Annotated in this window: 16 protein-coding genes and 1 pseudogene; 4 read left to right on the top strand and 13 right to left on the bottom strand. The window is 64.9% G+C overall.

The features are described from left to right. Window positions 1-35: 35 nt before the first annotated feature. Complete coding sequence (locus MUB52_RS21240) at window positions 36-704, bottom strand: sugar transferase (RefSeq protein WP_263846159.1); 669 nt, start codon at window positions 702-704, stop codon at window positions 36-38. 355 nt (window positions 705-1059) lie between these two features. Here MUB52_RS21240 and MUB52_RS21235 point away from each other — a divergent pair, with 355 nt between their 5' ends. Beyond that, a complete protein-coding gene (locus MUB52_RS21235) occupies window positions 1060-3195 on the top strand; it encodes a polysaccharide biosynthesis tyrosine autokinase (RefSeq protein WP_263846158.1) in 2136 nt (711 codons plus the stop codon). An 18-nt stretch (window positions 3196-3213) separates the two neighbouring features. Here the strand turns inward: MUB52_RS21235 and MUB52_RS21230 are convergent, their stop codons facing one another. The 6 genes from MUB52_RS21230 to MUB52_RS21205 form a co-directional block, all read right to left on the bottom strand. Continuing rightward, window positions 3214-4530, bottom strand: coding sequence for a polysaccharide biosynthesis/export family protein (locus MUB52_RS21230; protein WP_263846157.1), 1317 nt, complete (start codon window positions 4528-4530; stop codon window positions 3214-3216). 95 nt (window positions 4531-4625) lie between these two features. After that, complete coding sequence (locus MUB52_RS21225) at window positions 4626-5423, bottom strand: metallophosphoesterase (protein ID WP_263846156.1); 798 nt, start codon at window positions 5421-5423, stop codon at window positions 4626-4628. Window positions 5424-5427: 4 nt separating this feature from the next. Further along, complete coding sequence (locus tag MUB52_RS21220) at window positions 5428-6738, bottom strand: HlyD family type I secretion periplasmic adaptor subunit (protein WP_263846155.1); 1311 nt, start codon at window positions 6736-6738, stop codon at window positions 5428-5430. After that, window positions 6735-8465 (bottom strand): type I secretion system permease/ATPase, encoded by a 1731-nt coding sequence (locus tag MUB52_RS21215; protein WP_263846154.1) that lies wholly within the window; start codon window positions 8463-8465, stop codon window positions 6735-6737. Before MUB52_RS21215 ends, MUB52_RS21220 begins: the two co-directional genes overlap by 4 nt. Window positions 8466-8843: 378 nt before the next feature. After that, window positions 8844-9941 carry a ParB/RepB/Spo0J family partition protein gene (locus MUB52_RS21210; RefSeq protein ID WP_263846153.1) on the bottom strand — a complete coding sequence of 366 codons (1098 nt, stop codon included), beginning with the start codon at window positions 9939-9941 and terminating at the stop codon, window positions 8844-8846. Beyond that, window positions 9928-11313, bottom strand: a complete 1386-nt coding sequence (locus MUB52_RS21205) for an AAA family ATPase (RefSeq protein ID WP_263846152.1) — start codon at window positions 11311-11313, stop codon at window positions 9928-9930. Before MUB52_RS21205 ends, MUB52_RS21210 begins: the two co-directional genes overlap by 14 nt. A 481-nt stretch (window positions 11314-11794) precedes the next feature. Here MUB52_RS21205 and MUB52_RS21200 point away from each other — a divergent pair, with 481 nt between their 5' ends. After that, the gene (locus MUB52_RS21200; RefSeq protein WP_263846151.1) at window positions 11795-13015 is read left to right on the top strand and encodes a replication initiation protein; all 1221 of its coding nucleotides are present in this window, start codon (window positions 11795-11797) and stop codon (window positions 13013-13015) included. 138 nt (window positions 13016-13153) lie between these two features. Next, a complete protein-coding gene (locus MUB52_RS21195; protein ID WP_263846178.1) occupies window positions 13154-14194 on the top strand; it encodes a GGDEF domain-containing protein in 1041 nt (346 codons plus the stop codon). Between the two features lie 162 nt (window positions 14195-14356). Here the strand turns inward: MUB52_RS21195 and MUB52_RS21190 are convergent, their stop codons facing one another. The 5 genes from MUB52_RS21190 to MUB52_RS21170 all read right to left on the bottom strand — a co-directional run bounded on the left by MUB52_RS21190 (window position 14357) and on the right by MUB52_RS21170 (window position 21095). Further along, a complete protein-coding gene (locus MUB52_RS21190) occupies window positions 14357-15358 on the bottom strand; it encodes a hypothetical protein (RefSeq protein WP_263846150.1) in 1002 nt (333 codons plus the stop codon). A 548-nt stretch (window positions 15359-15906) separates the two neighbouring features. After that, window positions 15907-16527: a cysteine hydrolase family protein gene (locus MUB52_RS21185; protein WP_263846149.1), complete on the bottom strand. Its 621-nt coding sequence runs from the start codon at window positions 16525-16527 to the stop codon at window positions 15907-15909. Continuing rightward, on the bottom strand, window positions 16524-16985 hold the full coding sequence (locus tag MUB52_RS21180; protein ID WP_263846148.1) for a MarR family winged helix-turn-helix transcriptional regulator: 462 nt from the start codon (window positions 16983-16985) through the stop codon (window positions 16524-16526). The genes MUB52_RS21185 and MUB52_RS21180 overlap by 4 nt, the downstream gene beginning before the upstream one ends. Window positions 16986-17155: 170 nt before the next feature. Then, on the bottom strand, window positions 17156-19531 hold the full coding sequence (locus MUB52_RS21175) for a YbcC family protein (RefSeq protein ID WP_263846147.1): 2376 nt from the start codon (window positions 19529-19531) through the stop codon (window positions 17156-17158). Window positions 19532-19547: 16 nt separating this feature from the next. Beyond that, window positions 19548-21095: a proton-conducting transporter transmembrane domain-containing protein gene (locus MUB52_RS21170; protein ID WP_263846177.1), complete on the bottom strand. Its 1548-nt coding sequence runs from the start codon at window positions 21093-21095 to the stop codon at window positions 19548-19550. A 101-nt stretch (window positions 21096-21196) separates the two neighbouring features. Between MUB52_RS21170 and MUB52_RS21165 the strand changes: the two genes are divergently transcribed. Beyond that, entirely contained in the window at window positions 21197-22096 is a 900-nt protein-coding gene (locus tag MUB52_RS21165) for a LysR family transcriptional regulator (RefSeq protein ID WP_263846146.1), read from the top strand. 16 nt (window positions 22097-22112) lie between these two features. On the opposite strand, the pseudogene MUB52_RS24195 reads toward MUB52_RS21165, so the two are convergent. Continuing rightward, window positions 22113-22376: pseudogene (locus MUB52_RS24195) on the bottom strand (helix-turn-helix domain-containing protein); the annotation flags it as partial. Between the last annotated feature and the right edge of the window lie 154 nt (window positions 22377-22530).

Raw genomic sequence — 22530 nt, 5'->3', positions numbered from 1 at the left:
CCAGTTGAGCCGATTGAAAGGTCATGCCCCGGGCTTTAACTGCCGGTCTTCCGCAGGACGACGCCGAAGGTCTTGAAGATGATCTTGAGATCGAGGCCCGCGCTGACCCGCCGGGCATAGTCGACATCCATCTCCACCCGTTCGTCGTAGGTGCAGCTGCCCCGCCCGGTCACCTGCCAGAGCCCGGTCAGCCCCGGGCGCATCATCTTGTAAGCCCAGGCCCTGTCTGCATAATTCGCCAGCTCATCGCGCGGCACGGGCCGCGGCCCCACGAGGCTCATATCCCCCCGCAGCACATTCCAGAGTTGCGGCAACTCGTCGAGGCTCGTCTTGCGCAGCAGCGCGCCCAACCGCGTGACCCGCGGATCGTTCTGCAGCTTGAAGGTCTCGGCCCACTCCTGTGCCAGTTGGGCGTCCTCATGCAGGTGATGCTGCAGCACATGCTCTGCATCCGGCACCATCGTGCGCAGCTTCCAGCAGGTGAATGTCCGCCCCGCCCGGCCGATCCGCCTGTGTCCGAAAAAGCCCGGGGATCCGTCCAGACGGATGAGTATCCAAAGCAATGAAACGAGCGGCACCGTCACCGGCGCGGACATCAGGACAAGCACGATATCCAGACCACGTTTGGCGCGCCCGGTATATTCCGGCGCTCCGAACAGGGCCGTTGGACGCGCGAAGTCGAGATCAGCCCCATGATGACTCATTACCGTTACCCAAACTGCGATTCCAAATGCTTGAGAACGTTAACAAGGCGTTAACCAGACACAAACTCGAATCGAAAAAAACGTTAATAAATCTCGCAAAAACGGGATTTCTGCGTAGTATTTGAGTCTACAATAGAAAACTCCTCTAGTAATAGTGGAAAATGCCGAGAAATTCTACCATCACGAGAACAGCCTAGAGAGGATCAATGCATGCATTGTTCAACTATCGCGATGATTCATCATAAATTCGTTGTTTCTTGGTATTGGACCCGGTTCGACGTATGATACGGGCGTAGAGTGCGATGTGCCGAGCGCGCCGCAAGGCCCTCGGAAAACGGGTTAGAGGTCTGGCCGGATGAACACGCAGAACAGAGCCGTTTTGGCCAGCAACGGTTCCGAAGACGGTGCCGCACAGTTGGCCGGTTTCGCGACGACCATTTGGCGCGGGAAATGGCGGGTTGCTGCCGTGGCGCTTCTCGCGGTTCTGCTCAGCGCGATCTATGCCGTGGGTCTGGCCACACCGGTCTTCAAATCCGATGTGGTTCTGGTGCTGGAAACCCGCGAAGAGCAGGTCGTTGACCTCGAAGGTGTGATCAGCGGGCTGTCGTCCGACGCGTCCGTGGTGCAGACCGAGGTCGAGGTCCTGCGCAGCCGCGGGCTGGCACAGAAGGTCGTCGACACGCTCGATCTGACCGCAGATCCCGAATACAACCCCGTCCTGCGTCCCCCCTCGCCCATCGACCAGCTGCGCGGCATGATCGTCGCGCAGATGCCGGCCCTAGCGCCCCCTGCCGCCGTCACGCAGCCCTCGGAGGCGCAGACCAACGCCGCTGTCGTGACCGAGCTTCTGGATCATGTGACCGTCCAGAACGTCAGCGACAGCCTCGTATTCCAGCTGACGGTCGCGAGCACCTCGCCCGACAAGGCCGCGCGCATCGCCAATGCCTTCGCCGAGGCCTATGTGCTCGATCAGCTCCAGGTCAAATACGATGCGACGCGGCAGGCCACCGTCTGGCTGACCGAGCGGGTGTCCGAGCTTAAGCTGGAGCTGGAAAGAAGCGAGGCGGAGGTGAAGAGCTTCCAGTCCTCGACCGATCTCATCGATGCGGAGACCCTGGCCCTGCTGGACCGCCAGATGAAGGAAATCCGCGACCGTCTGGAGACCGCCCGCACCGATCTCGCCGCCGCCCGCGCCTTCGAGGCCGAGCTTGCCGCACTGGACGGGCCGCGCGCCATTCTGGCCCTCACGGGCGACGCGCTGCTGCGCCGTCTGCTGCCCGGAGAAGACGCCCCGCTGACCGAGAGCCAGCGCAGCGCCGCCGAGGCGCGGATTGCGCAGATGCAGGACCGCGCGAGCCTCGAAGCCGAGCGCGCGGCCAACCGTGTGATCGCGCTCGACGCGTCGGTCCAGGACCTCGAGAGCCGGATCAGCGCCCAGTCGCGGGATCTCATCGCGCTCGAACAGCTCTCGCGCGAGGCCGAGGCCAGCCGCCTGCTCTATGAATACTTTCTCAACCGGCTCAAGGAAACCTCGGCCCAACAGGGCATCCAGCAGGCCGACAGCCGCATCCTCTCGCCCGCCGTGGCCCCGATCGAGGCCGCCCTGCCCCGGGTCCCGCTCATCTTGGCCGCCGCCGCGCTGGCCGGCGCGCTCATCGGCATCGGACTCGAGCTGCGCCGCGTCGCCGCAACCGGGTTCGGCTTCCGCACCGCGCAGGATCTCGAGAAAACCACCGGCAAGCCGGTCTTCGGCGAAATCCCGATCATTCGCGTCCGCGACCGCAAGGCCTATTTCAACTACGTGTCGAACAAACCCGTCTCGGCGCTCGCCGAAGCCCTGCGCAACCTGCGCACCTCTGTGGTGATGTCGAGCCCGGACCGCCCGCCGCGGGTGATCATGGTCGCCTCGGCGCTCGGCGGCGAAGGCAAGACGGCGGTGAGCCTCTCGCTCGCCAAACAGCTCGCCGATCTCGGCAAGAAAGTCCTGCTCATCGAAGCCGACAGCCGCCAGGGCAGTCTGATGGAGTACCTCAACATCCGCCACAAGGGGCCCACGCTGTCGGATGCCCTGCAGGCCGACGCGGAGTGGCAGAGCATCACGCTGCACGACATCGCGCCCGGCCTCGATGTGATCCCCGGCGGCCGGCACAAGAAGAACGCGGCCGATCTCTTCGCCGACACCGCCCTGTCAGAGCTGATCGAGGCCGCAAAGCGCGACTACGACATGATCGTGATCGACACGGCCCCGGTGCTGCTGGTCAGCGACGCCCGCATCATCGCCCGGCTGGCCGACAGCATCCTCTTCGCCGTGCGCTGGGATGCGACCTCGCGCGAACAGGTGCTCGACGGAATCAACAAGTTCGAAAGCCTCGGCCACCGCGTCTCGGGGCTTGTGCTCAGCCAGGTGGATCCGAAAGGCATGCGCCGCTACGGCTATGGCAGCACCTACGGACCCTACGCCGCCTACGGCACCAGCTACTTCCGGAACTGACGCGCCAGCGCGCCGCGCTCAGTCGACGCTGGCCGACAGCAGCGAGGGGAAGAGCTGATCGAGGAAGCGGCTCCACCGCGTGATCGGCTGCTCCGAGACGAACACGATGTCATCGGGCCGCAATTCGAACCGCGTCGCCAGGATCAGGTTCGCCGCATTACGCCCATCGAGCCGCCAGGCATTGACCGAGGCCGCATCCTCACCTGCCCGCAGCACGTAAATCTGGCTGGCGTTGCCGGTCTCGTTGGGAATGCCCCCGGTCGACGAGATCGCATCCGCCAGCACCGCGCGCTGGCCGAAGGGCAGCGCAAAGCGCGACTGCTCATCGAGCTCACCCATCAGGTAGACGTAATCCCGGTCCACCGCGCCCAGCTCCAGCTTCTCCTGGAACACGGCACGGGCCTCCTGCTGCTGGGTCCGGCGCAGCAAAAGCTCGGTCCGCAGCTGGTCGAGCGCGGCCTGCCGCCGCCCCCGCTGCACCTCGGCAAGTGCGATCTGCTCTTCGAAGAACGCCTGCGCGCGGGTATAGTCATAGGCCGCATCCACAAAGATGCTGTCGCCATCCTGCAACTGCACGCGCTGGGTGCGCACCTCGTCCAGCGCCACCTGATAGAGCGTGCCATCGCGATAGAGCCGTACGGTGGTGAATTGCGGCTCCGACGCATTCGCGCCTCCGGCCAGCGTCAGCGCATCATCGAGATAGAGCGGCACGAACTGGATCGGCAGTACACTGGGCGTGTTCACCGCGCCGCCCACATTGACGCGCTGCGAATTGAACTCGAGGATCTCGAGGCTGAAGGCCGGGTCGATCTGGTTCTCGACAAAGCGCTGGAAGAGCTCCGTCTCCGCCGCCTCCAGGGTCTGGCCGGCGATCACGACGCGGCCGACGTTGGCGATGGCGATCGCGCCGTCGTCCTGCACGGTATAGCGCTGCTGCGTGCCGGCCGCGCCGTCATCATCGACGCTGGGGCTGCTCAGCTGCGGGGACGACAGCGCCACGATGTCGCCCACGCCGATGAGATAGGGCCGCTGCGGCTGCGGATCTGGCAGCAACGTGGGGATGCTGTCCGGGCGCAGCTGCTCGGAGACAGGCTGCGCAGGCGGCGCGCCAGCCCCGGTGGGAGTGCTTCCGGCGCTGATCGACTGGCTGTAGACCGCGGGCAGCGGGCGCGGGGTGTAGGGCGCGGCATTGGCCGCGGTGACGCTGCTGACCGTCATCGGGACAACGTCGACCTCCAGCCCCGCAACAGAGCGCTCAGACACCTGCGGGGTCACATAGGCCACGCCACAGGCTGTCAAAAACCCGGTACAGATCAAGGGTGCGAGAAATTTCATTACCTGCTGCCTCTGTCGCGCATTCTTTTCTTTCCTCTTAGGCTGCAGTCTTATTCGGAAAAAGCTTCAAATTTTTTAATTGTCGCGCCTGTTGTCTATTGATCACGGACCGGCGCACCGGTCGTGACGAAATCCAAAGCGCCCGCAGAGACATGCGCGGCGGTCAGGATGCCGGTGGCATAGGCTCCGGTGTCAATGGCGATGCGGCCCTGCGCGCGGGTCGCCTCTCGCACGATCACATGGCCATGGACCACCCATTGGCCATCGCTGCGCATGGTGTGCTCGAAGTCACGGTGCCCCCAGCAGAGGTGGTTCGGGTCCTGCGCGTCCATGGGCCGCGCGGGGTCGGCGCCGGCATGCACCACATGCACATTGCCGCTGGACCAGATGAACGGCAGGCTTTGAAGCCAAGTCACCATCGCAGGCCCCATTGCTTGGTCGAGCGCATCGCGCGCGTCACGGTACGCCGCCTCCGACTGCACACCGGTACTCAGCGAGATCCCGAAGCTTTCTAGCGTTTGCAGCCCGCCGCTTCGCATCCAGGCTGGGCCGACACCTTCAGGATCATGCAGGAAATCGAGCAGAAGCTGCTCGTGATTGCCCTTGATCACATGGACCTTCTGATCATCGCGGCTGGACAGATCGAACACCCGTTCGAGCACCGCACGGCTGTCCGGGCCACGATCGATGAGATCACCGACGAAGACCACCGGGTCCATGATCAGCCGCGTCAGCATCTGGTCGAGCAGGTCGCGGCGGCCGTGGATATCGCCCACGACCCAGAAGGGCGCATCCGGCCGGAGCGGCGCAAACCCCTCCTGCCGCGCCACAGGGCGCAGCCCGACCCGCTGCATCTGTCGTTCGATGAAGTGATATGGCACCGGCAGACTCATGCGGCTATCCGCGCATCGACCGGGTGAAGTAATCCGTCAGCGGCTTGGTCAGGTAGTCGAGCGGCGAGCGTTCGTTGGTCTTGATGAACACCTCCACCGGCATCCCCGGGATCAGCGTGTTGTTCCCCAGCTTCTCCAGCTCGCCCTCGGCCGGCAGCACCTCGACCGCATAGTAGGGCTGGCCGGTTACCTCATCGGTAAAGGCATCGGCCGAGAAATCGACAACCGACCCGATCAGCTCGGGCGTGGTGCGCGCCTCGAAGGCGGTGAAGCGCAGCCCCGCCTCCTGCCCGCGGTAGATCTGATCCACATTCGTGGGGTCGATCCGCGCCTCGATCACCATCGGCTGGTCCTGCGGCACCACATACATCATCGGCGCGCCCGCCTGCACGACCGACTGCAAGGCAAAGACCTCGCTGCCGTAAATCACGCCGTTCACAGGGGATTTCACGCTCAGCCGCGACAGCCGCTCGTTGAGGCCGAGCAGCCGCTCGGTCAGCTCGATCTCGCGAAAGTCGAGCTCGCGCAGCTCGGTGATCGCCTCTTCGCGCCGCGTCGTCTTGAGCTTGATGAGCTCGATGTTCACCTCTGCGACCGACCCGCGCAGCTGCGCCGAAGACGCCCGCAGCCCGCCGATCTCGCCCTGCAACCGCGCCTCTTCGCGCCGCAGCGTCGAGACGCGCGTGGCCTGGGTGAGCCCCTTCTCCAGCAGGCTCATCTGGTCGCGCAGCTCCTCGGCGATCAGCACCTGCTGCGTGTTCAGCGCCTCGAGCTGCGCCGCAATCCCCTCGATCTCATGCTCGTACTGGCTGCGGCGCTCGACCAGCTGCTCGCTCTCGCGTGCCATGGACACCCGCCGCGCCTCGAAGAGCTGCCGCTGCCCGCGCACCGCCTCGGCGACGTCCTCGGCCTCCTGCGCCAGCAGCGCCTCCGGGAAGGTCACCTCCGCCGCATCGTCCCGCTCTGCTTCCAGCCGCGCCTTGCGGGCGGCAATGTCATTGAGCTGGCCGCGCACGATCGCCACCTCGGAGTTCAGGAGCGTCGCGTCGAACTGCACCAGCACCTGCCCGGCCTCGACCACATCGCCGTTGCGCGCCAGGATCGCGCCGACGACACCGCCATCGGGGTGCTGAATGACCTGCCGCTTGGTCTCCACCTCCAGCTTGCCGGAGGAAATCACCGCCCCCGCCAGCTGGGCGGTCACACTCCAATAGCCCAGGCCGCCCACCAGGATCACCAGCGCCACAGCGCCCACGATCATCGGAAAACGGGCCCGCCAGGGCGGCGGCGGCGGCGGAGGGGCTGCCATCATCATGACACCGCTCCCACGGGCTGAATCACCCGCTTGATCTGATCCGCATTCTTCAACTGCTTGCGCAGGATCTCATCCCGCGGCCCGGCATCCACAATCGTACCCTTGTCCATCACCACCAACTCGTCACACTCCGAAATCGCCATCGGCCGGTGCGTCATGATGATCACCGACTTGCCTTCTTCCTTCAGCTGCCGCACCGCCTCGTTCAAAGCGTTCGACCCCTCCACATCCAGCGCCGAGTTGGGCTCGTCGAGCACCAGAAGCACCGGCGACCCGAAAACCGCGCGCGCCAGCGCCACCCGCTGCCGCTGACCGCCCGACAGGATGTTGTCATTGCCATCCACATAGGTGTTGTAGCCATCGGGCAGCTGAATGATCATCTCATGCGCATTGGCCTTCTTCGCGGCCTCCACCACACGCGCATCATCGGGCTGCACCGCCATGCGCGCGATGTTCTCCGCAATCGTGCCCGGCAGCAGCGAGACCTGCTGCGGCAGATAGCCGATGTAATCGCCCAGCCGGTCCGGATCGTAGTGACCCAGCTCGACACCACCCAGACGCACCTCGCCAGCGGCGGGCTTCCATAGACCCATAATCGCCCGTGCTAGGGTCGATTTTCCCGATCCGCTCTTGCCAATGAGCCCGATGGCCGAGCCGGGTTTGACCTGGAAGGTCACGTTCTTCAGCGTCGCCAGCTGCCCGCCCGGTGGGATCAGCGTGAGGTTGCGCGTGCTCAGGCTCGCCTCCGGCTCGGGCAGGTTCACATAGCGCCCCGGCTGCGGGATCTCCGACAGCAGATCTCCCAGCGCGTGCCAGGCCAGACGCGCACGCTGCAACATCGGCCATTGGCCCAGCGATTGTTCGATCGGCTGCAGCGCCCGGCCCAGCAGGATGGTGCCGGCGATCATCGCACCCGCGGTCATCTCGCCCTGCAACACGTAATAGGCACCAACCGCCAGCATGGCCGACTGCAGGAACAGCCGGAACGACTTGGTCACGGCGGTGAAACTGCCGGTCCAGTCGTTCGAGGAGATCTTCTCGCGCAGCGCCTCGTTGCGCTGCATCAGCCAGCGGTCGGTCACCGCCCCCCGCATGCCCTGCGCCTGCACCACCTCATGGGCGATCTGCGCCTGATCGGCGAAGGCCTGCGCCCCGTTCGAGGCCCCCTGCGCGCGGGCCACCTTCTTGTGGGTCATGATCTGGTTGACCAGCGCCAGGACGATCAGGACAAGCGCGCCGGCAACCGCAAGCCAGCCCAGCATCGGATGGAAGATGAAGATCGCCGCAACGAAGAAGGGCGACCAGGGCATGTCCATCAGCGCCAGGAACACCGGCGAGCTGAAGACCGACTGGATCGCCTCGATGTCGCGCAACCCGGTGATCTCGGAGGGGCGCCGCTTGCCCGACAGCTCCAGCGTCGCGCCAAAGATGCGGCGGTCGAGCAGCGCCTGGAACCGCGCGCCAAAGCGCGCCACGATCCGGCCCCGCGCATACTCCAGCATCGCCATCAGCCCATAGAGAAAGCCCACAAGCACGAAGAGCGCCACCAGCGTCTCTTCCGAGCCCGAGCCCAGCACCCTGTCATAGACCTGCAACATGAACAGCGGGCCCGTCAGCATCAGCAGGTTCACGAAGATGCTGAAGACAAAACTGATTACGATGAAATTGGTCCCGGCATTCCGGGCCTTGGCCAGTTCGCTGACCTGAGAATTTTCAATGCTCGCCACTCTATTACCCTTGTACCGGCGGACCTGCGGACCGCACGACCCTCAAACGAAAAACACCCTGCACGTCAATGGGGGGACGGTGCAGAATGCGCCAGGGCAAATCAAGCGTTGTGGTTGTAAACATTTGAAATTGCTTAAGGAAATTCTATCTATACGAGAGATTTACAATCTTGGGTGCAGCCACGCCCTGCATCTCCCCCATCGGTAGCATCGCATCCTGGCCCGCCCTACCGCCTGTGCTGAAATCTTCAGCACCCGGCTGCAGAACGATTCGCCCTGCCCGACCGCGGGCCGCCAAGAGGCCGCCGCGCCGCGCTAGCCACGGCGCGATGTGGCTCTGACGTGCGGTTTAGAGCCACATCTGGCTGTTGCGCGGCCCTAGCCCTTCTCGAAAAGATATTGCAGATGTTCCATCGCCCGCTCGACCAGCGCCGAATCGACCCCCCTGCCCTTCAGGCGGATCACGTAGCCCTGGCTGTCGGTGCCCGATTGCAGCGTCACGCCGCTCGACAGGTGCAGCGTGTCACGCCCGGACCAGCCCAGCTTGGGCGGCTGCTTCTTCGGCCTGCCGCCGCGCGTGCCGGAGGTGCCGGTCAGCTCAAAGGCTTCGATCACCGGCAGCATGCAGGCCCATTCCGCCTCCGCACTTGCCGGCTCGGTTTTGGCCAGCGCATCGCGCAGCTCGGGCTCGGCGCCGTTGCGCAGCGCCGTGGAAAGCCGCAGCCCGTCGCGCTCCTTGAGGTTCTCGGGGAACTCAAGCAGGTCTCCCAGCTCCTCGAAGATCAGCGAGAACGACCGGATCTTCGAGCGCTTGGCCTTGCTCGCCACGTTGAAAAGCTGGGCCACCGCCTCCTCCGTGTTCGCAAAGGCGCCCTGCTGGGCCGCGACAACGGCGATGCGCCCCCGCTCGTAATGCGACAGCGACGCCCGCACCTCGTTTTCCTCGACCATCGCGGCAAAGCTGCCGCCCAGCACCTCTGGGTCGCGCACCAGGGCCTTGATGCTCTTGTATTTCGCGTCGCCGGTCAGGGCGAGCAGCTCGCGCACGGCCCAGAGCCGCCGGTATCCCGACAGCAGCCCATAGGGCTGGTCCCCCTCGGTGCGGCGGAACACCTCGATCGGCAGCCGCAGCCCATGCGCCGCGATGGAGGCCTTCAGTTCGGACATCTCGTCCGGGTCGATCACCGTGCGGTCGCGCACCATCGCATCGGCCAGAATGTCGTCGAGCGGGATCATCTCGATCAGCCGCCCCTCCCCCTTGGCCGCGTCGAGCGCTGCGGCATCGGCGCGCTGCTGCTCCTGTTCGGCGCGGGTTGCGGCGTCAACGACGGGCTGCGCCGCGGCGGCCTCGGCAGAAACCTGTGAAATTGGCGCTAACGCAGCGTTCGGTCGGGCCGGGGTTTCGCGGCGAAACTCCTCTTCGATCCGGCTCAGGTCATCCGCACTGGGCGCCGAGATTTTCCTACGTTTGGCCATGTTTCACCTCCTGCGCATCGCGCCACCAGGCCCCGATAATCAGCTCTTTCACCTCCGCCCAGGTGCGGTCGAAGGTCTCGCGCCCGCGGACATAGGTCTCGCGGTTGAAGTCGCGGTAATCGGCCTCATAGATGCCGTTCACCTGCTCGCCCGCCTGCCCGACCATCGCCGTCACATCCTGCCGGAAGGTGGTCATCAGGTCCCCGAAATAGGCCTGGATCACATTCGCCAGATCGGTCTGCTGGGCCGCGTCAAAGCGCGTCACCAGGGTCCGCACGGCGTCCCATTCGAACTTCACATCCTCCAGCCCCAGCCTGCGCCGCTGGCTGTTCTCGCCCTCTTCGATGCTCGCGAAGGTCGAGTAGAGCATATCGAAGAATCGCCCCGTCGAATCGAACTCCAGGAAGGAGGCCCCCAGCGGCACGATCAGGATATCCGCCGCCGCCAGAGCGTTGATCGTGAGGTAGCCAAGCGCCGGCGGCGTGTCGAGGAAGATCAGGTCGTACTGCTCCAGCAGGCCCCCGTCCTCAAGGCCGTTGGTGAGCGCATCCCAGAGCGGCCAGCTGCGGCTCTGCATCCGCCAGACAGGCACCTGGAACTCGGCCCAGTAGAGGTTGAGCTGGGCGCCGATGAGGTCGATATTGGGCCAGTGGGTCTTCTGGATGAGGTTTCGCGGCGAAACCTCCAGCGCCTCGGTCAAGGTTTCGTCGAGCGGAATGGGCGCATCACCCCGGGCGGTCCTGACCTGATTTTCGCCGCCCAGATGCCGTGCAAAATCACGGGCGAGGATGGGGAAGCAGGTCTGCCATTCGTCCGGAACCTGGCCGCCCATGATGCTGGTGAGCGAGCCCTGGCTGTCGAGGTCGATCACCAGCACCTTGTAGCCGTCGAGGGCGGCGGACATGGCGAGATGCGCGCAGGTCGAGGTCTTGCCGACGCCGCCCTTGAAATTCGCGACCGCCAGGACCTTCGCCGCCAAGCCCTCGGGGCGATAGGGGCGGTATTCGCGATGGGCGGCCCCCTCGGTGGCGAAGTGATCGCGCAGCTGGATGATCTCTTCCAGCGAGAACCACTTGGAATTGCCCTCGCCAACGCCCTGCGGCAGCTCGGGCTGGGCCTTCAGCACGCGCCGGAAATGCGCCGGCGCGACCGGGATCAGGTAGCGGCAGATCTCCCAGGTGGAGAACTTGCGCAGGCGCTTCTGCCCATCGGGCGCATGCCCGCCCTTGGCAAGCTCCTCGCGCCCGCGCGCGGCAAAGGCCGCGGCTTTCGCGAATCGCGCGGTATGGATAGGCTCGGCCAAACGCGCGGCGGCCTTGGCGGGATCGAGTCCCATGTACGGGGGCAGGGACGCTTTATCGCTCGATGTCATGGTAAACTGCCGATGTGAGTGTTTTTGTGGTTCTTGGGCGAAACTATCACACATGATGTGCCAAAAGGGAATCATGATCCTCAAGAATCCTTGGAAAACACCAGCGCGATGTTTGGGAACTTTAGACTCTTTGGAATCTTTGCCCGAAAAAACGTAAATGACTTCAATAGTCTAAGACCGTTCTGGCGCCAGGATACAGGACGAAAGGCACCCGAATACGGGATCAGGGGTGCCAGCACGCGGGCGGACAGGTACCGATTCGCGGGATGCAGAGCCGAAATCCCATGTTAGAGACCAATCGCGCCAGGCAGGAGGTGGAACCATCCCGTATTCGGGTCCCTTTCGCGCGAGAACCCCGGCCGCGCCACGGCTGGTACGCACCCTGTAAAGGCATCCGAAGGCGGATTGAGCGCGGGTGCCTTTCGCGGTAGACTGCACCAAAGGAGCCCGAAGAGGCCGACCCGCACAGAGGCGCAGAGCAATGGATGAGATCCCCCGAGAGAAGCTGACGGGCGCCTTGCGCCGTGGCTCGGTCAAGAAGCATGTGGCGGCGATCCATGTCTCGGGCAAGCTGACACTGCTGCAGCGCAAGCTGAGCAATGTGCTGCTGCTGAACGCTTATGACACGCTGACCCAGGCGCGGTCGTTTCAGATGGATGCGCGCACGCTCTGCCTGATGGTGGGCTACAACTCCAATGACTTCGAGACGCTGAAAGCCTCGCTGCGCGGGCTGGCCGAGACCGTGGCGGAGTGGGACATGCTGGACGAAGCGGGCCAGCAGGAGTGGGGTGTGTCGAGCCTGTTGAGCTATGCCAAGCTCAAGGGCGGGGTGTGCGAATATGCCTATTCCCCGGCGCTGGCCGAGAAACTGGCCGACCCCAAGGTCTTTGCGCTGATCAATCTGAACATCCAGCGCCGCTTCACCAGCGGGCACGCGCTGGCGCTCTACGAGAACTGCTATCGCTTCCACCGCACGGGGAGCACCGGCTGGTGGCCGCTGGAGACTTTTCGGCGGCTGATGGGCGTGGACGACAGCAGCTATTACGAGATCTACAAGCATCTGAACGCGAAGATCATCAAGCCGGCGGTGGCCGAGGTGAACCGCGCGAGCAATATCGTGATCGCGCCGGAGACGCGCAAGCGGGGCAGGGCGGTCACCGACATCCGCTTTGCGATCAAGCCGAACCCGCAGCTTGCGATCCTCGATCTGGACGACGGGGCCGGGCACCGGCGCGCGCCGGTCTATGACCGGCTGCGGGCGATGGGGGTCAGCGACCGGCTGGCGCGGCAATGGATGACACAGCATGGCGAGGCGCAGATTGCCGGCAAGCTGGACTATGTGGACGCCCAGTCGGACGTGAAGAGCCCCGCGCGCTATCTGGCCGCTGCGCTGCGCGACGGCTATGGCGGGGCAGGGGAGGGGCCAGAGAGGCCCTCCGAGGCGCTGAGCGGCCCTGTGAGCGCCCGTGCGGCCCGTCTGGGGCGGGTGCAGGCGCTGGTGGCGCAGCGCACGCCCACGCAGCGCGACGCGGACAAGCGCCTGTTCCTCACCAGCCTCGACAGCGCCGCGGCCCGCGCGGATTTCGAGCGGCACGGCTGGATGTCGGCCCTGAACGCCAAGGCGATCCTTGCCTTCTGGGAAGATCTCTACCCCGGCGCCTTCGACGGGGTATCGGATGGGGCGCCACAGCGGCCGGGGTGATGGTTCGGGGCGGCGCGGGTCAGGCCGGGCTGCGGCACAGGACTGGTCTGAACCGCCTGTGTTGAAACCCGCCGCTTGCCGCCATGCTGAATACCATATGTTGTTTTGACCGCCCCCCCCCCCGGGATCGCGCATTTGGTGCCGAATTTCGGCCTTGGCGGAATTTTTTCAGCACAGTCAGACCGAATCAGACGCTGGCAACGTTGGGCGGAGCATTTCGGATTCCATGTGGTCGTCCAGCCATCGGCAGCAACGGTGTTGAGGACACAGAGCGAACTCCAGCGAGATAAGGGTTCCTTAAGCATCCGAGAGGTATCTTGGATCATGTTTCCTTTCGACTTTGTGTCATTCGCTATACTGTCCGGTATCGGTTTTCTCGGGGCATCTCTTGCACCGGTCATCCGCCTCTTGCAGATCACGCGATCGCGGCACCTGCGTCGCGCGTGGTTTTGGCTGGCAATGATGATTGTCGGGTTCGTTTTCGGATATCTTGCGTTGATCAACCTGCTGCCTCACGACACGAACCAAATACTTGTGAAGCTGATCTGCGTCGTTCTGATCATGGGTGGGGTCTTCGTGTTTTCTGTCGCAGTCCTTGCCTTGCAGACAGCCAAGGACGTCGAACGTCTGGTTCATCTTGAAAAGGTGGTCATCATCGATCCGCTGACCGGCGTTTACAATCGGCGTTTCTTCGACGAACAGCTTGATCGGGAGATCGGCCTTGCGGAACGGGCCGGCACGGACCTGAGCCTCTTGATGATCGACATCGATCATTTCAAGTCGGTCAATGACACCCATGGCCACGCTGCGGGAGATCGCGTGCTTGCAGTTATCGCTGCCGTGTTGAACGACAGCATCCGGGGGTCAGACGTACTGACGCGCTACGGCGGCGAAGAATTCGCTGTCATTGCACCGGCGACAAACGCCGAGGCGGCTGCTCTGCTGTCGGAGAGGTTGTGCCATATGGTTTCGCGGAAACAAGTGGAGTGTCCGGGCGGCGCCAAGATCGCCGTGACTGTCAGTATTGGCTTCGCAACCATGTCAGGCGGAGACGCTGCAGAGACGCTCTTCCTGCGCGCCGACGCCGCGGTTTACAAGGCAAAGCGAAGTGGGCGTAACCGCGCCGTATCCGGCGACCCGGTCGACCGAACGTCAACACTGAAGGCCAGCGTTGCCTAGGATCAGTTGTCGCCGCAGAAACCTGGGGCGGTCTTGTTTCCGCAATCAAGTGACTTGCCATGCTGCGCGCCGCAGTGGCGGCACTGTCCCGCAAACCGGGCATCGCGCGTGCGGTCTGTCGGGTGACGGCGGTTCTTCTGGCGCGCGCCGCCTGGCTCGTTCTCAGTAGCCGAGGTAGAAGCGGTAGTAGAGCACCAGAAGCGCGGTCATCGGCCAGGAGGCGAGGATCAGCAGGCGGTTGGTGTGGGCGGCATTCACCGAGGAGATCATCGGCACGTAGAAGAAGTAGTAGCGCGCGTTCTGGAAGGCGTGGGTGAGGGATGTGAAGAACAGGATGGTGAGGAAGCCTGCGCGGAATTCGGGCTGGCGCAGGGCGTCGACGTAGAAGCGCAGTGTGAAGAGCTGCCAGCCGAAGGTCGCAAACAGCAGGAACGCGGTATAGGTGAAGCCGAACATGAAATCGAGCGGCGGTTGCAGCGACATGGTCATCGAGGAGGTGAAGACGATCAGCGTCTCGAGGTGGCTGAACTCCGGGTTCACCACCTCGCGCGTCCAGTTGTAGACCGCAAGGCGCGGGATGTAGGGGAAGAGCAGCTCGATGTTGAGGTCGATCCAGACGATCACCGCCACAGCGAGGAAGATGAAGACCGTGTGCGGCCGAAACGTGCGGAACAGGAAGACGCCGACGCGGTAGACCACGAGGATGAGGCCGTTGCGCTCGTCGAGGCCGAGCGACAGGGCGAGGAGGGCGGCCAGCACCAGCATCTCCTTCTTCCAGCCAAGGCGCGTGGAGATGAGGGCGAGCGGGAAGAAGATGAACTCGATCCGGATCTTGGTGGCGAGATAGGCCGAGACGGGCAGGGCGAGGTAGGTGACGACGACGCGGTGTTCGACCAGCCGCAGCAGGATCAACGCGACAAGGAGCAGGCTGGAGGCGGCGGCCATACTGACGCGCAGGGCGATCTGGTTGGCCGGGCCGAAGACCGGCTCACCCCCCATCAGCAGCCGGTTGAACTGGTCCCAGCCGCGGATCGCATCGCCGAGCCCCTGCACTTCGGGCGGGAAGAAAGTAAGACATATCAATATGTTGCCTGCGAAGACCAGGGCTGCCTCGCGCAGCTGCCGCGGCGCTGCGGGGTCGTGGGGCAGGGCAGGGGCGGTCATGGCTGGTCGGGCTCGGTCATGCGGACCGGGCTAGCACGGGAGGCGACGGCGGGTCACCTCCCGCGTGGGGCAGGGGGGCCGGTTTCTGCGCGGCTGCGGCTTTTGCGCCGCTCAAGCCTTTCGGCTTTGGGTTGGGTCGCCTTTCGCTGCCGCTCGCCTGCGGCTCAAGGTCAACAGCCCTGTATCCCGAAAAAGCCACCCCCTCGTCGTATGAGTTTGTTTCCTTGGTAGAACCGAGCCATCGCCCGGCGCGGCATTTAGGGCGGGCGATGGCGGGGAGGCATCGGAACCCACGCTGGTCGCCAGGCGCTTCAATCCGGATATGCGGGCGTTGCAGGAAAGGCGCATTTCCGCTGGCACGCGTGCGAAATTCGCCATCACAGCTGTCATGCGGAAATGGATGATCCTGGCAAACGCCTTGTTCAAGGCCGACAGGACGTGGGAACCGCGACCGTTACCACACGCAATTCGATCCTTCGCCGCACAGGTCATGTACTCGAAAGATGCGGGACTTTGCTGCCGTTTGCGTTTGAAAGATCAATGTCCGTTCAGCAAACGTCCACACCTGCTGAAGACATCTGCTTTTCAGCCCGTTCCGTCGGCGCGGCTGCGAGCGTCCCCTCTTTCACGACGGTGACGTCATAGCCTCGGTTTCTGGCCGCCAGCGCCGTCTTTTGCACACAGTAATTCATGTCCAAACCAACAAGACGCAGCCTGCCGACGTCGAAACTCTTTAAGAGAGCATCCAGTTCGCCCGTTTCGAATGCGTCCTGCACGCGCTTAATGAGCACATGGTCGGGTAGTGACGTGAAAACCTCGGCAATTTCGGTCCCGTCGCTGCCCTCTATCGCCTGCCCTTTCATCGAGAGTTTTGCCACTGCCTTGGTTGAAGGGATCGACCACTCCTGACGCACGGCGATGACGGGATGGCCTTGCGCTCGCGCAGCTTCTACTTCCGAAAGAATGACTCCTGCGGCGGCTTCTTTTGCGGCGTTCAAGTAAGGACCGCGGTCCCAGAATACCGACTGTAGATCAATCAGCAGAAGTGCTGATCCATTCCGGTCCGATATCGTTTCTCCAACACTGACCGCGCCAATGCGTCTTATACCGTTGCCGAGCCAGAGTATGAGCAGCAAGACCGCGGTGGTCAAGATAACACCGAAAGTCATTCGCTCTCTCCTGCTTGGGTTTTCAGTCTGTCCGCCACTGTGAGCACGACCTCAAGCGCGGTGGAAATATTTTCACCGCTTAGGTTCGCACCAACCCTCTCCATAAGCTTCATTTCGTTCGAAATGATCTCTTCGATGAGGGTGCGGCCGTGATCGGTCAACGCCAGGACAGGAGACCGCTTGTGGCGAGGATTTGGGCGTTGCTCGACCAGACCTGAGGCCAGCGTCTCATTGCACATGATCTGAACGTATTGTCGCTTGATCTCGAGCCTTGCCGCAATCTCTGGGACAGTCTGCTCTCCGTATTTGTCCAGCATCTCCAGAACGGCGCGCATCCGGACTGTCAGGTTGGTTCCGACCAAACCCGCTTCAACGCAGGCTTCTGCGGCCTGCATCAAGGGGCGTGACATCCAAATCAGTTGGTGAAGTTGTTCTGCTTTCATAATGACATTATACATGTCATTTTGACAAGTACAATGTCACCTCTAAAGAAAGCTGACATTAACGCATCGTGCAGCATCCGGTAGGTCTGGGCTCTTTCGTTGAATCCGACGCATACGGTTTGAATGGCCGCTGTCTTGATGTCCGCACTTTTCCTCAGAGAAGCGCTTGACGAACAATGGATACTCTAGGCGGCGCGGGGGGTCGCGGTGGAGGTCTCCCAGTTGAGGCCCGGGCGGTAGCGCGCCTCGACCCGGCCCTCCTTCAGGGTGAAGAGGTGGAGCCAGCCGTTGTCGAAGAGCGCGCGCACCTCCGGGTGGCGTTCCAGCACATCGGCGATGGCGGCGCGGGGCGCTTCGATCAGCACCGAGAGCCGCAGGGGGTCATGGCGGAGGGTTTCGCCATCGTGCACCGCCTGCCAGGGCAGCCCCGGGCGCAGGCGGCCGTTGTTGCCCTCGATCACGCCGATGCCGCCGACCACGTTATGGATCAGCTTGTTGCCGCCGCCGAAGACCTGGGGTGCCACGGCCGAGCCGTAGTACTGCAGGCTGATCCAGCTGGCCACGACCACCGGGGCGGTCAGGATCAGCTCGAGCGTGCCAAAGCCGTCATCGGCCCGCCAGTCGTAGCTGTGCAGGAAGGCGCGGCCGCCCAGGTCCTTGCCGGCAGTGGCGCTGCGCGGGGCGGCGATGAAGGCGGCACATCCGGCAAGCCCCCATTCGGGCCGCACCTCGGCCCAGTTGAGCGCCCGCGCAGCCACGGTGTCGGCGGTGGCGCCGGGCAGGGTGCCTGCACGTTCCGCCCGCGCGATCCGACCCGCCCGGGCCAGCCAGTCGCGCAGCTTGCGCAGCGCGCCGGTCCCGTGCTCGACGTCGTAGAGCGTGATCTCATCGGTGGTGGTGTCGTGCAGACCGGCGACGAACTGCGTGTCCGCGGGCACTGTCACGCCGCGCGCGGCGAGCCCTGCGCGGGCCTCGGGATCGTTGAGCAGGGTGGCCAGCAGGCGGGCTGAGACCTCACCGGTGTAACCGCCGCAGGCGCCGCAGTGATACGCGCTCTCATGCGGGTTGTTGGCCACCTGTCCGCCGTGGCCCAGCAGCAGCACGATGCGGCCGTGCCCCTCGGTCAGGCTCATTGCCTTCAGGACGGCAGCGGCGGTGTCCGCCTTGGCCTCGGCCGAGAGCCCGCCGGCCACCTGCGGGGCAGGGCCAACCGCTGCCTTGGTGCCGCCGAGCCCGAGCGCGTCCCGCACCAGCTTGCCCGCATAGAAGGGGCCCGCGGCTTCGACAAAGGCGAAGGAGGAGACGGCGGCCTGCCGGAACCGACCCCAGGCCCGGATCGCGCGGGCGGCAATCCGAATATGCTGTTCGGTGGTCTCATCGCCGTGGCTTGCGGTCATAAGGGCAGGGGTCAGAAGCACCGGCAGATGCGCCTCGGCCACATCCGAACCCTGCGCCCGGTGCGACAGCGGCAACCCGAAGAAGCCGGCAAAGCCGATGGTCTCGATCGACGGATCGAGGCTTTCCAGGGCCCGGCGGAAGACTTCGGACCGCACGTCGATGCAGAAGGCCGCCTGCAGAAATGGCCGGTCGCCGCGGGGGGTCGGGCCATCGAGCGCTGCCGTGAGCTGGCGTTGATGCGCCCGCTCGGCGGCCTCCTGAAGGATGGCCAGCGCGACCTCCGTTTCAGAGGGCGCAACGGGGGCGGCGTGGCGTTGGACGGTCTCGGCCCAGGCCTCGGCGAGCCTCGGTACATGGGCGAGCAGCGCCTCCTCCCAGATCAGCCGGATCGCCAGCAGATCGGAGATTGTCTGATCCGTTCCTCCGGCCAGCTCGGCCTGCCAGAGCAGCCAGCGGCCATGTTGCGCCCATCCGCCGAGATCCATGTAGAGGCGGTGGAAGGCCGTCTCGGCCGCGGCGTCGGTGAGCCCGAGCGCCTCGGAGGCCCGCAGGATCGCCCGCTCGGCCGTATCGGGCGCGTCGAGCACATGGGCGCAGAAGCCCGTGAGCCCCGCAATCTCGGGCGTGAGGTCATGACCGGCCCAGGCCCGCCAGGCCGCAAAGGCGCTTTTGGCCGGCGCGGGCGCCCAGAGCGCCTGGCCGCGGTCGAACTGGGCTGCGGCCCAGAGACCCACGGTTTTCTCGATGATCGACGGCCAGTCGGTGCCCGTGGCGCGCGCGGCAAGGTCGGCCACGGTGGGCAGCGGATCGGCGCCCGCGGCTGCGTGCGGCGCCTCGGCCATGGCTTTCAGCGCGGCCACATCCGCCGGTTTGGCTGCGGCGGGCGCGGCGGCGAGCGCCGCGGCCAGATCGCTGTCGGTGATCTGCCCGCGGGCGATCATCTGCGCATAGGCGGCCCTGCTCTGCGTTGTCGGTGCGCCCGCGACGCGGGTCAGCCGGGCCGAGGCGGTTGCGAGGTCTTCTCCGGTCTGACCGAGGAAGGGGTTGACGGCCACGGTTGCCTCGAGCGGGAAGGCCGGGGGGATTGCACGTGCGGCGGCCTCGGCGGCCTTGAGGATCCGGGAGCTGTGGTCGGGGGCGATCTGGGCGTGGTTCAGGAACATGTCGGTCTCCATGAGGTCAGCGGGATGCGGGGCTGCGGAAGCCGCCGATGGCGCGGTCGAGAAGCGCGTTGAGATAGAGGCCGTTGGCAAGGTGCACCCGCAGCCCGGCGGTGGCCGGGTGGTGCGACCAGAGCGGGAAGAGCGCCTGTGCCAGCGCCACCGCACCGAACGACACCAGAGCCAGCAGGATCAGCGCCCATTCGAGCGGGCCGGGCACCGGGGCGCCGGGCAGCCCGGGGCCCCAGAGGGCTTCGGCCACGGCCTGGAAGGAGAAATACGCGACCGCGGCGGCGAACGAGGCGAGCCCGGTTCGCTTGGTCAGATCGGCGGGTGCGCTGTCGGCCAGCCCCTGCGCCACTAGATAGGCGACGCCGAAGATCAGGATCGCCCCGAGGGCGAGGGCCTGTGCGGTTTTCGGCCCGAGCAGGGCGGTGAAGAGCATCGCAATTGCCGCGTAGAGCGCCAGCGCGAGGGCGAAGGATTTCAGCACGGCGGCGAGGCGCGGCACGGCGACCGCCCCGGGCCGGCGGATTGCGGCGACTGCGGCGACCGCACCGCCCGAGGACAGGAAGGCGTGTGCCTTGTAGAGCGCGTGGGCGACGATGTGCAGCAGCGCCAGTGCCCAGAGCCCGAGGCCGCATTGCAGCAGCATGAAGCCCATTTGCGACACGGTCGACCAGGCGAGCGAGGTTTTGATGGCGCTCTGGGTCAGCATCACCGTCGCCCCGAAGAGCGCGGTCAGCCCGCCGATCATCACGAGGGCGGCCATGGCGCCCGGGCTGAGCTGCACGAGGCCCGCGGCTGCGATCAGCAGAACGCCGCCCGAATTGATGATGCCGGCGTGCAGCAGGGCGGAGACGGGCGTGGGCGCCTCCATCACCTCGGTGAGCCAGCCGTGCAGCGGGACGCAGGCGGTCTTGAGGACCGCTGCAGTGACGATGAGGGCGACGCCCAGGTGACCGACGGCGCCGAGACCGGTCTCCGTGGCGGTGGCGGTGAGCGCGGCGAGATCGGCGGTGCCGAAGGCCGAGACGAGGCATGCAGCGGCCAGCAGCAGGGCGGCGTCGCCGCCGTGCCAGACGAGGGCGAATTTCGCCGCTGCGCGCCGCGCCTCGGGCCGCTCGGGGTAGAAAAGCAGGAGCCGCTTGAGCCCCAGCCCGGCGGCGAGGGTGGCGCCCGCCAGCAGCCAGAGGTTGCCCGATTGCACGAAGAGCAGCACCGCGGCGAGCGTGGCCAGCATCAACCCGTGGAAGCTGCCCTCGCGCGCTTCGCCATCGAGGTACGTGCGGCTGTAGCGCATCACGATCCATCCGATGAAGGACACCAGCAGCGCCAGGGTGAGGCTGACCAGATCGATGCGCAGGCCGAGCATGCTGGTGGGCGCTGAGCCAGCGATGAGAAACTGCACGAGGCCGAGGGCCGTCAGGGCGAGGGCGGCCAGCGCGGCGTATTCGGACCATCGTGGCAGCGCGCCGGGGCGACGGCCGGGCCGGGTGGCGGCCAGCGCGGCAGCAAGCAGGAGCACGCAGGGGGCGAGCAGGGCAGGGGCGGCGAGCAGGGTCATGGGCAGATCTCCGAAAGCTGGCGGGTGATCTGCGATGTAGCCTCTGGCGTACATCAAGAAAATTTCATATTTTCTCGCAAAACGTTCTGTTTGGTAGAATTATGTCGACGCTCAACCTGCATCACCTGCGCCTGTTCCGGGCAGTCGCCCGCGACGGGACGCTGACCGGCGCTGCGCAGGGGCTGAATATCTCGCAGTCCGCGGTCTCGACGCAGATCAAGGCGCTGGAAGGGGCGTTGGGGCAGGATCTGTTCCTGCGCAGCGGGCGCAGCCTGATCCTGACCGAGGCCGGGCGCATCGCGCTCGACCATGCCGAGGAGATTTTTCGCGCGGCGGAGGACCTCTCGGCGACGCTGAAGACGGCCAGCGCGCCGCGTCAGGCCCTGCGGATCGGTGCTCTGGCGACGCTGTCGCGCAACTTCCAGATCGCCTTTCTGACGCCGATTGTCGGGCGGGACGACGTCGAGGTGGTGCTGCGGTCCGGGTCGCAGGAAACGCTGCTCAGAGGGCTGGAGGCGCTGTCGCTCGATGTGGTTCTGACCAATCTGGTCCCAGCGCGGGACGCCTCGAGCCCCTATCTGGTGCAGCGCCTCGATGAGCAGCCGGTGAGCCTGATCGGATCGCCCGCCCGGCTGCCGGGGCCGGAGGGGTCAATCGAAGAGGTGCTGAGGACGCATCCGCTGGTGCTGCCGACGCCGGAGACCTCGCTGCGGGCGGGGTTCGATGCGCTGGCGGACCGGCTGGGGATCGTGCCGCGCATAGCCGCCGAGGCCGACGACATGGCGATGCTGCGGCTTCTGGCGCGCGAGGACGCAGGCGTCGCGGTCATTCCGCCCATCGTCGTGAAGGATGAGCTCGATGCCGGCACGCTGGTGGAATTCGCGCGTCTCGACGGTATCACCGAGGTCTTCTGCGCGGTGACGATCCGGCGGCGGTTCCCGAACCCGCTGCTTGCGGAGGTGCTGGGCAAGCGCGCAGAGGCGGGCCCCGGGGCGGCCTGACGCTGGTCTGTTCGGTCCTGCAGAGCTCTGGATGCCTGATCAGCTTGCGTTGCGTGGAACGGCGTTGCTGCGTGCGCTGATGTGCGGCCATGCCGAAGTAACCTGCATCCTTCTTTGGGAACGCATCATCGGCCCAGAAATTGCGTTTGATCTCGCGATGAATGGTCGATTTGTGGCGTTTTAGAACCCGCGCCATTTCCGCGACAGGGACCTTTGCAAGCCACCAGTCTTCGATCCTACAGCGCTCTTGAAGTGAAAGTTGCGTGTAAACGGCTCCCATGCGATATTACTCCTATTAGATAACTCGTTGTTTTCTAATAGGAGTCGCACTTCAAAGTAGCGCGCACCCGCGCACCCGCTGTGAACTCACGGTGAAGTGCAATTTCTGATATGTCTTTTTATTCCAATCGGTTCTGGATCTCCATCAGCTTGGC

It is taken from the genome of Roseobacter sinensis (assembly GCF_025755255.1).
Lineage (GTDB): Bacteria > Pseudomonadota > Alphaproteobacteria > Rhodobacterales > Rhodobacteraceae > Roseobacter > Roseobacter sinensis.
The sequence above is the reverse complement of the archived record's forward strand: the minus strand, read 5'-3'. Positions and strand labels throughout refer to the sequence as shown.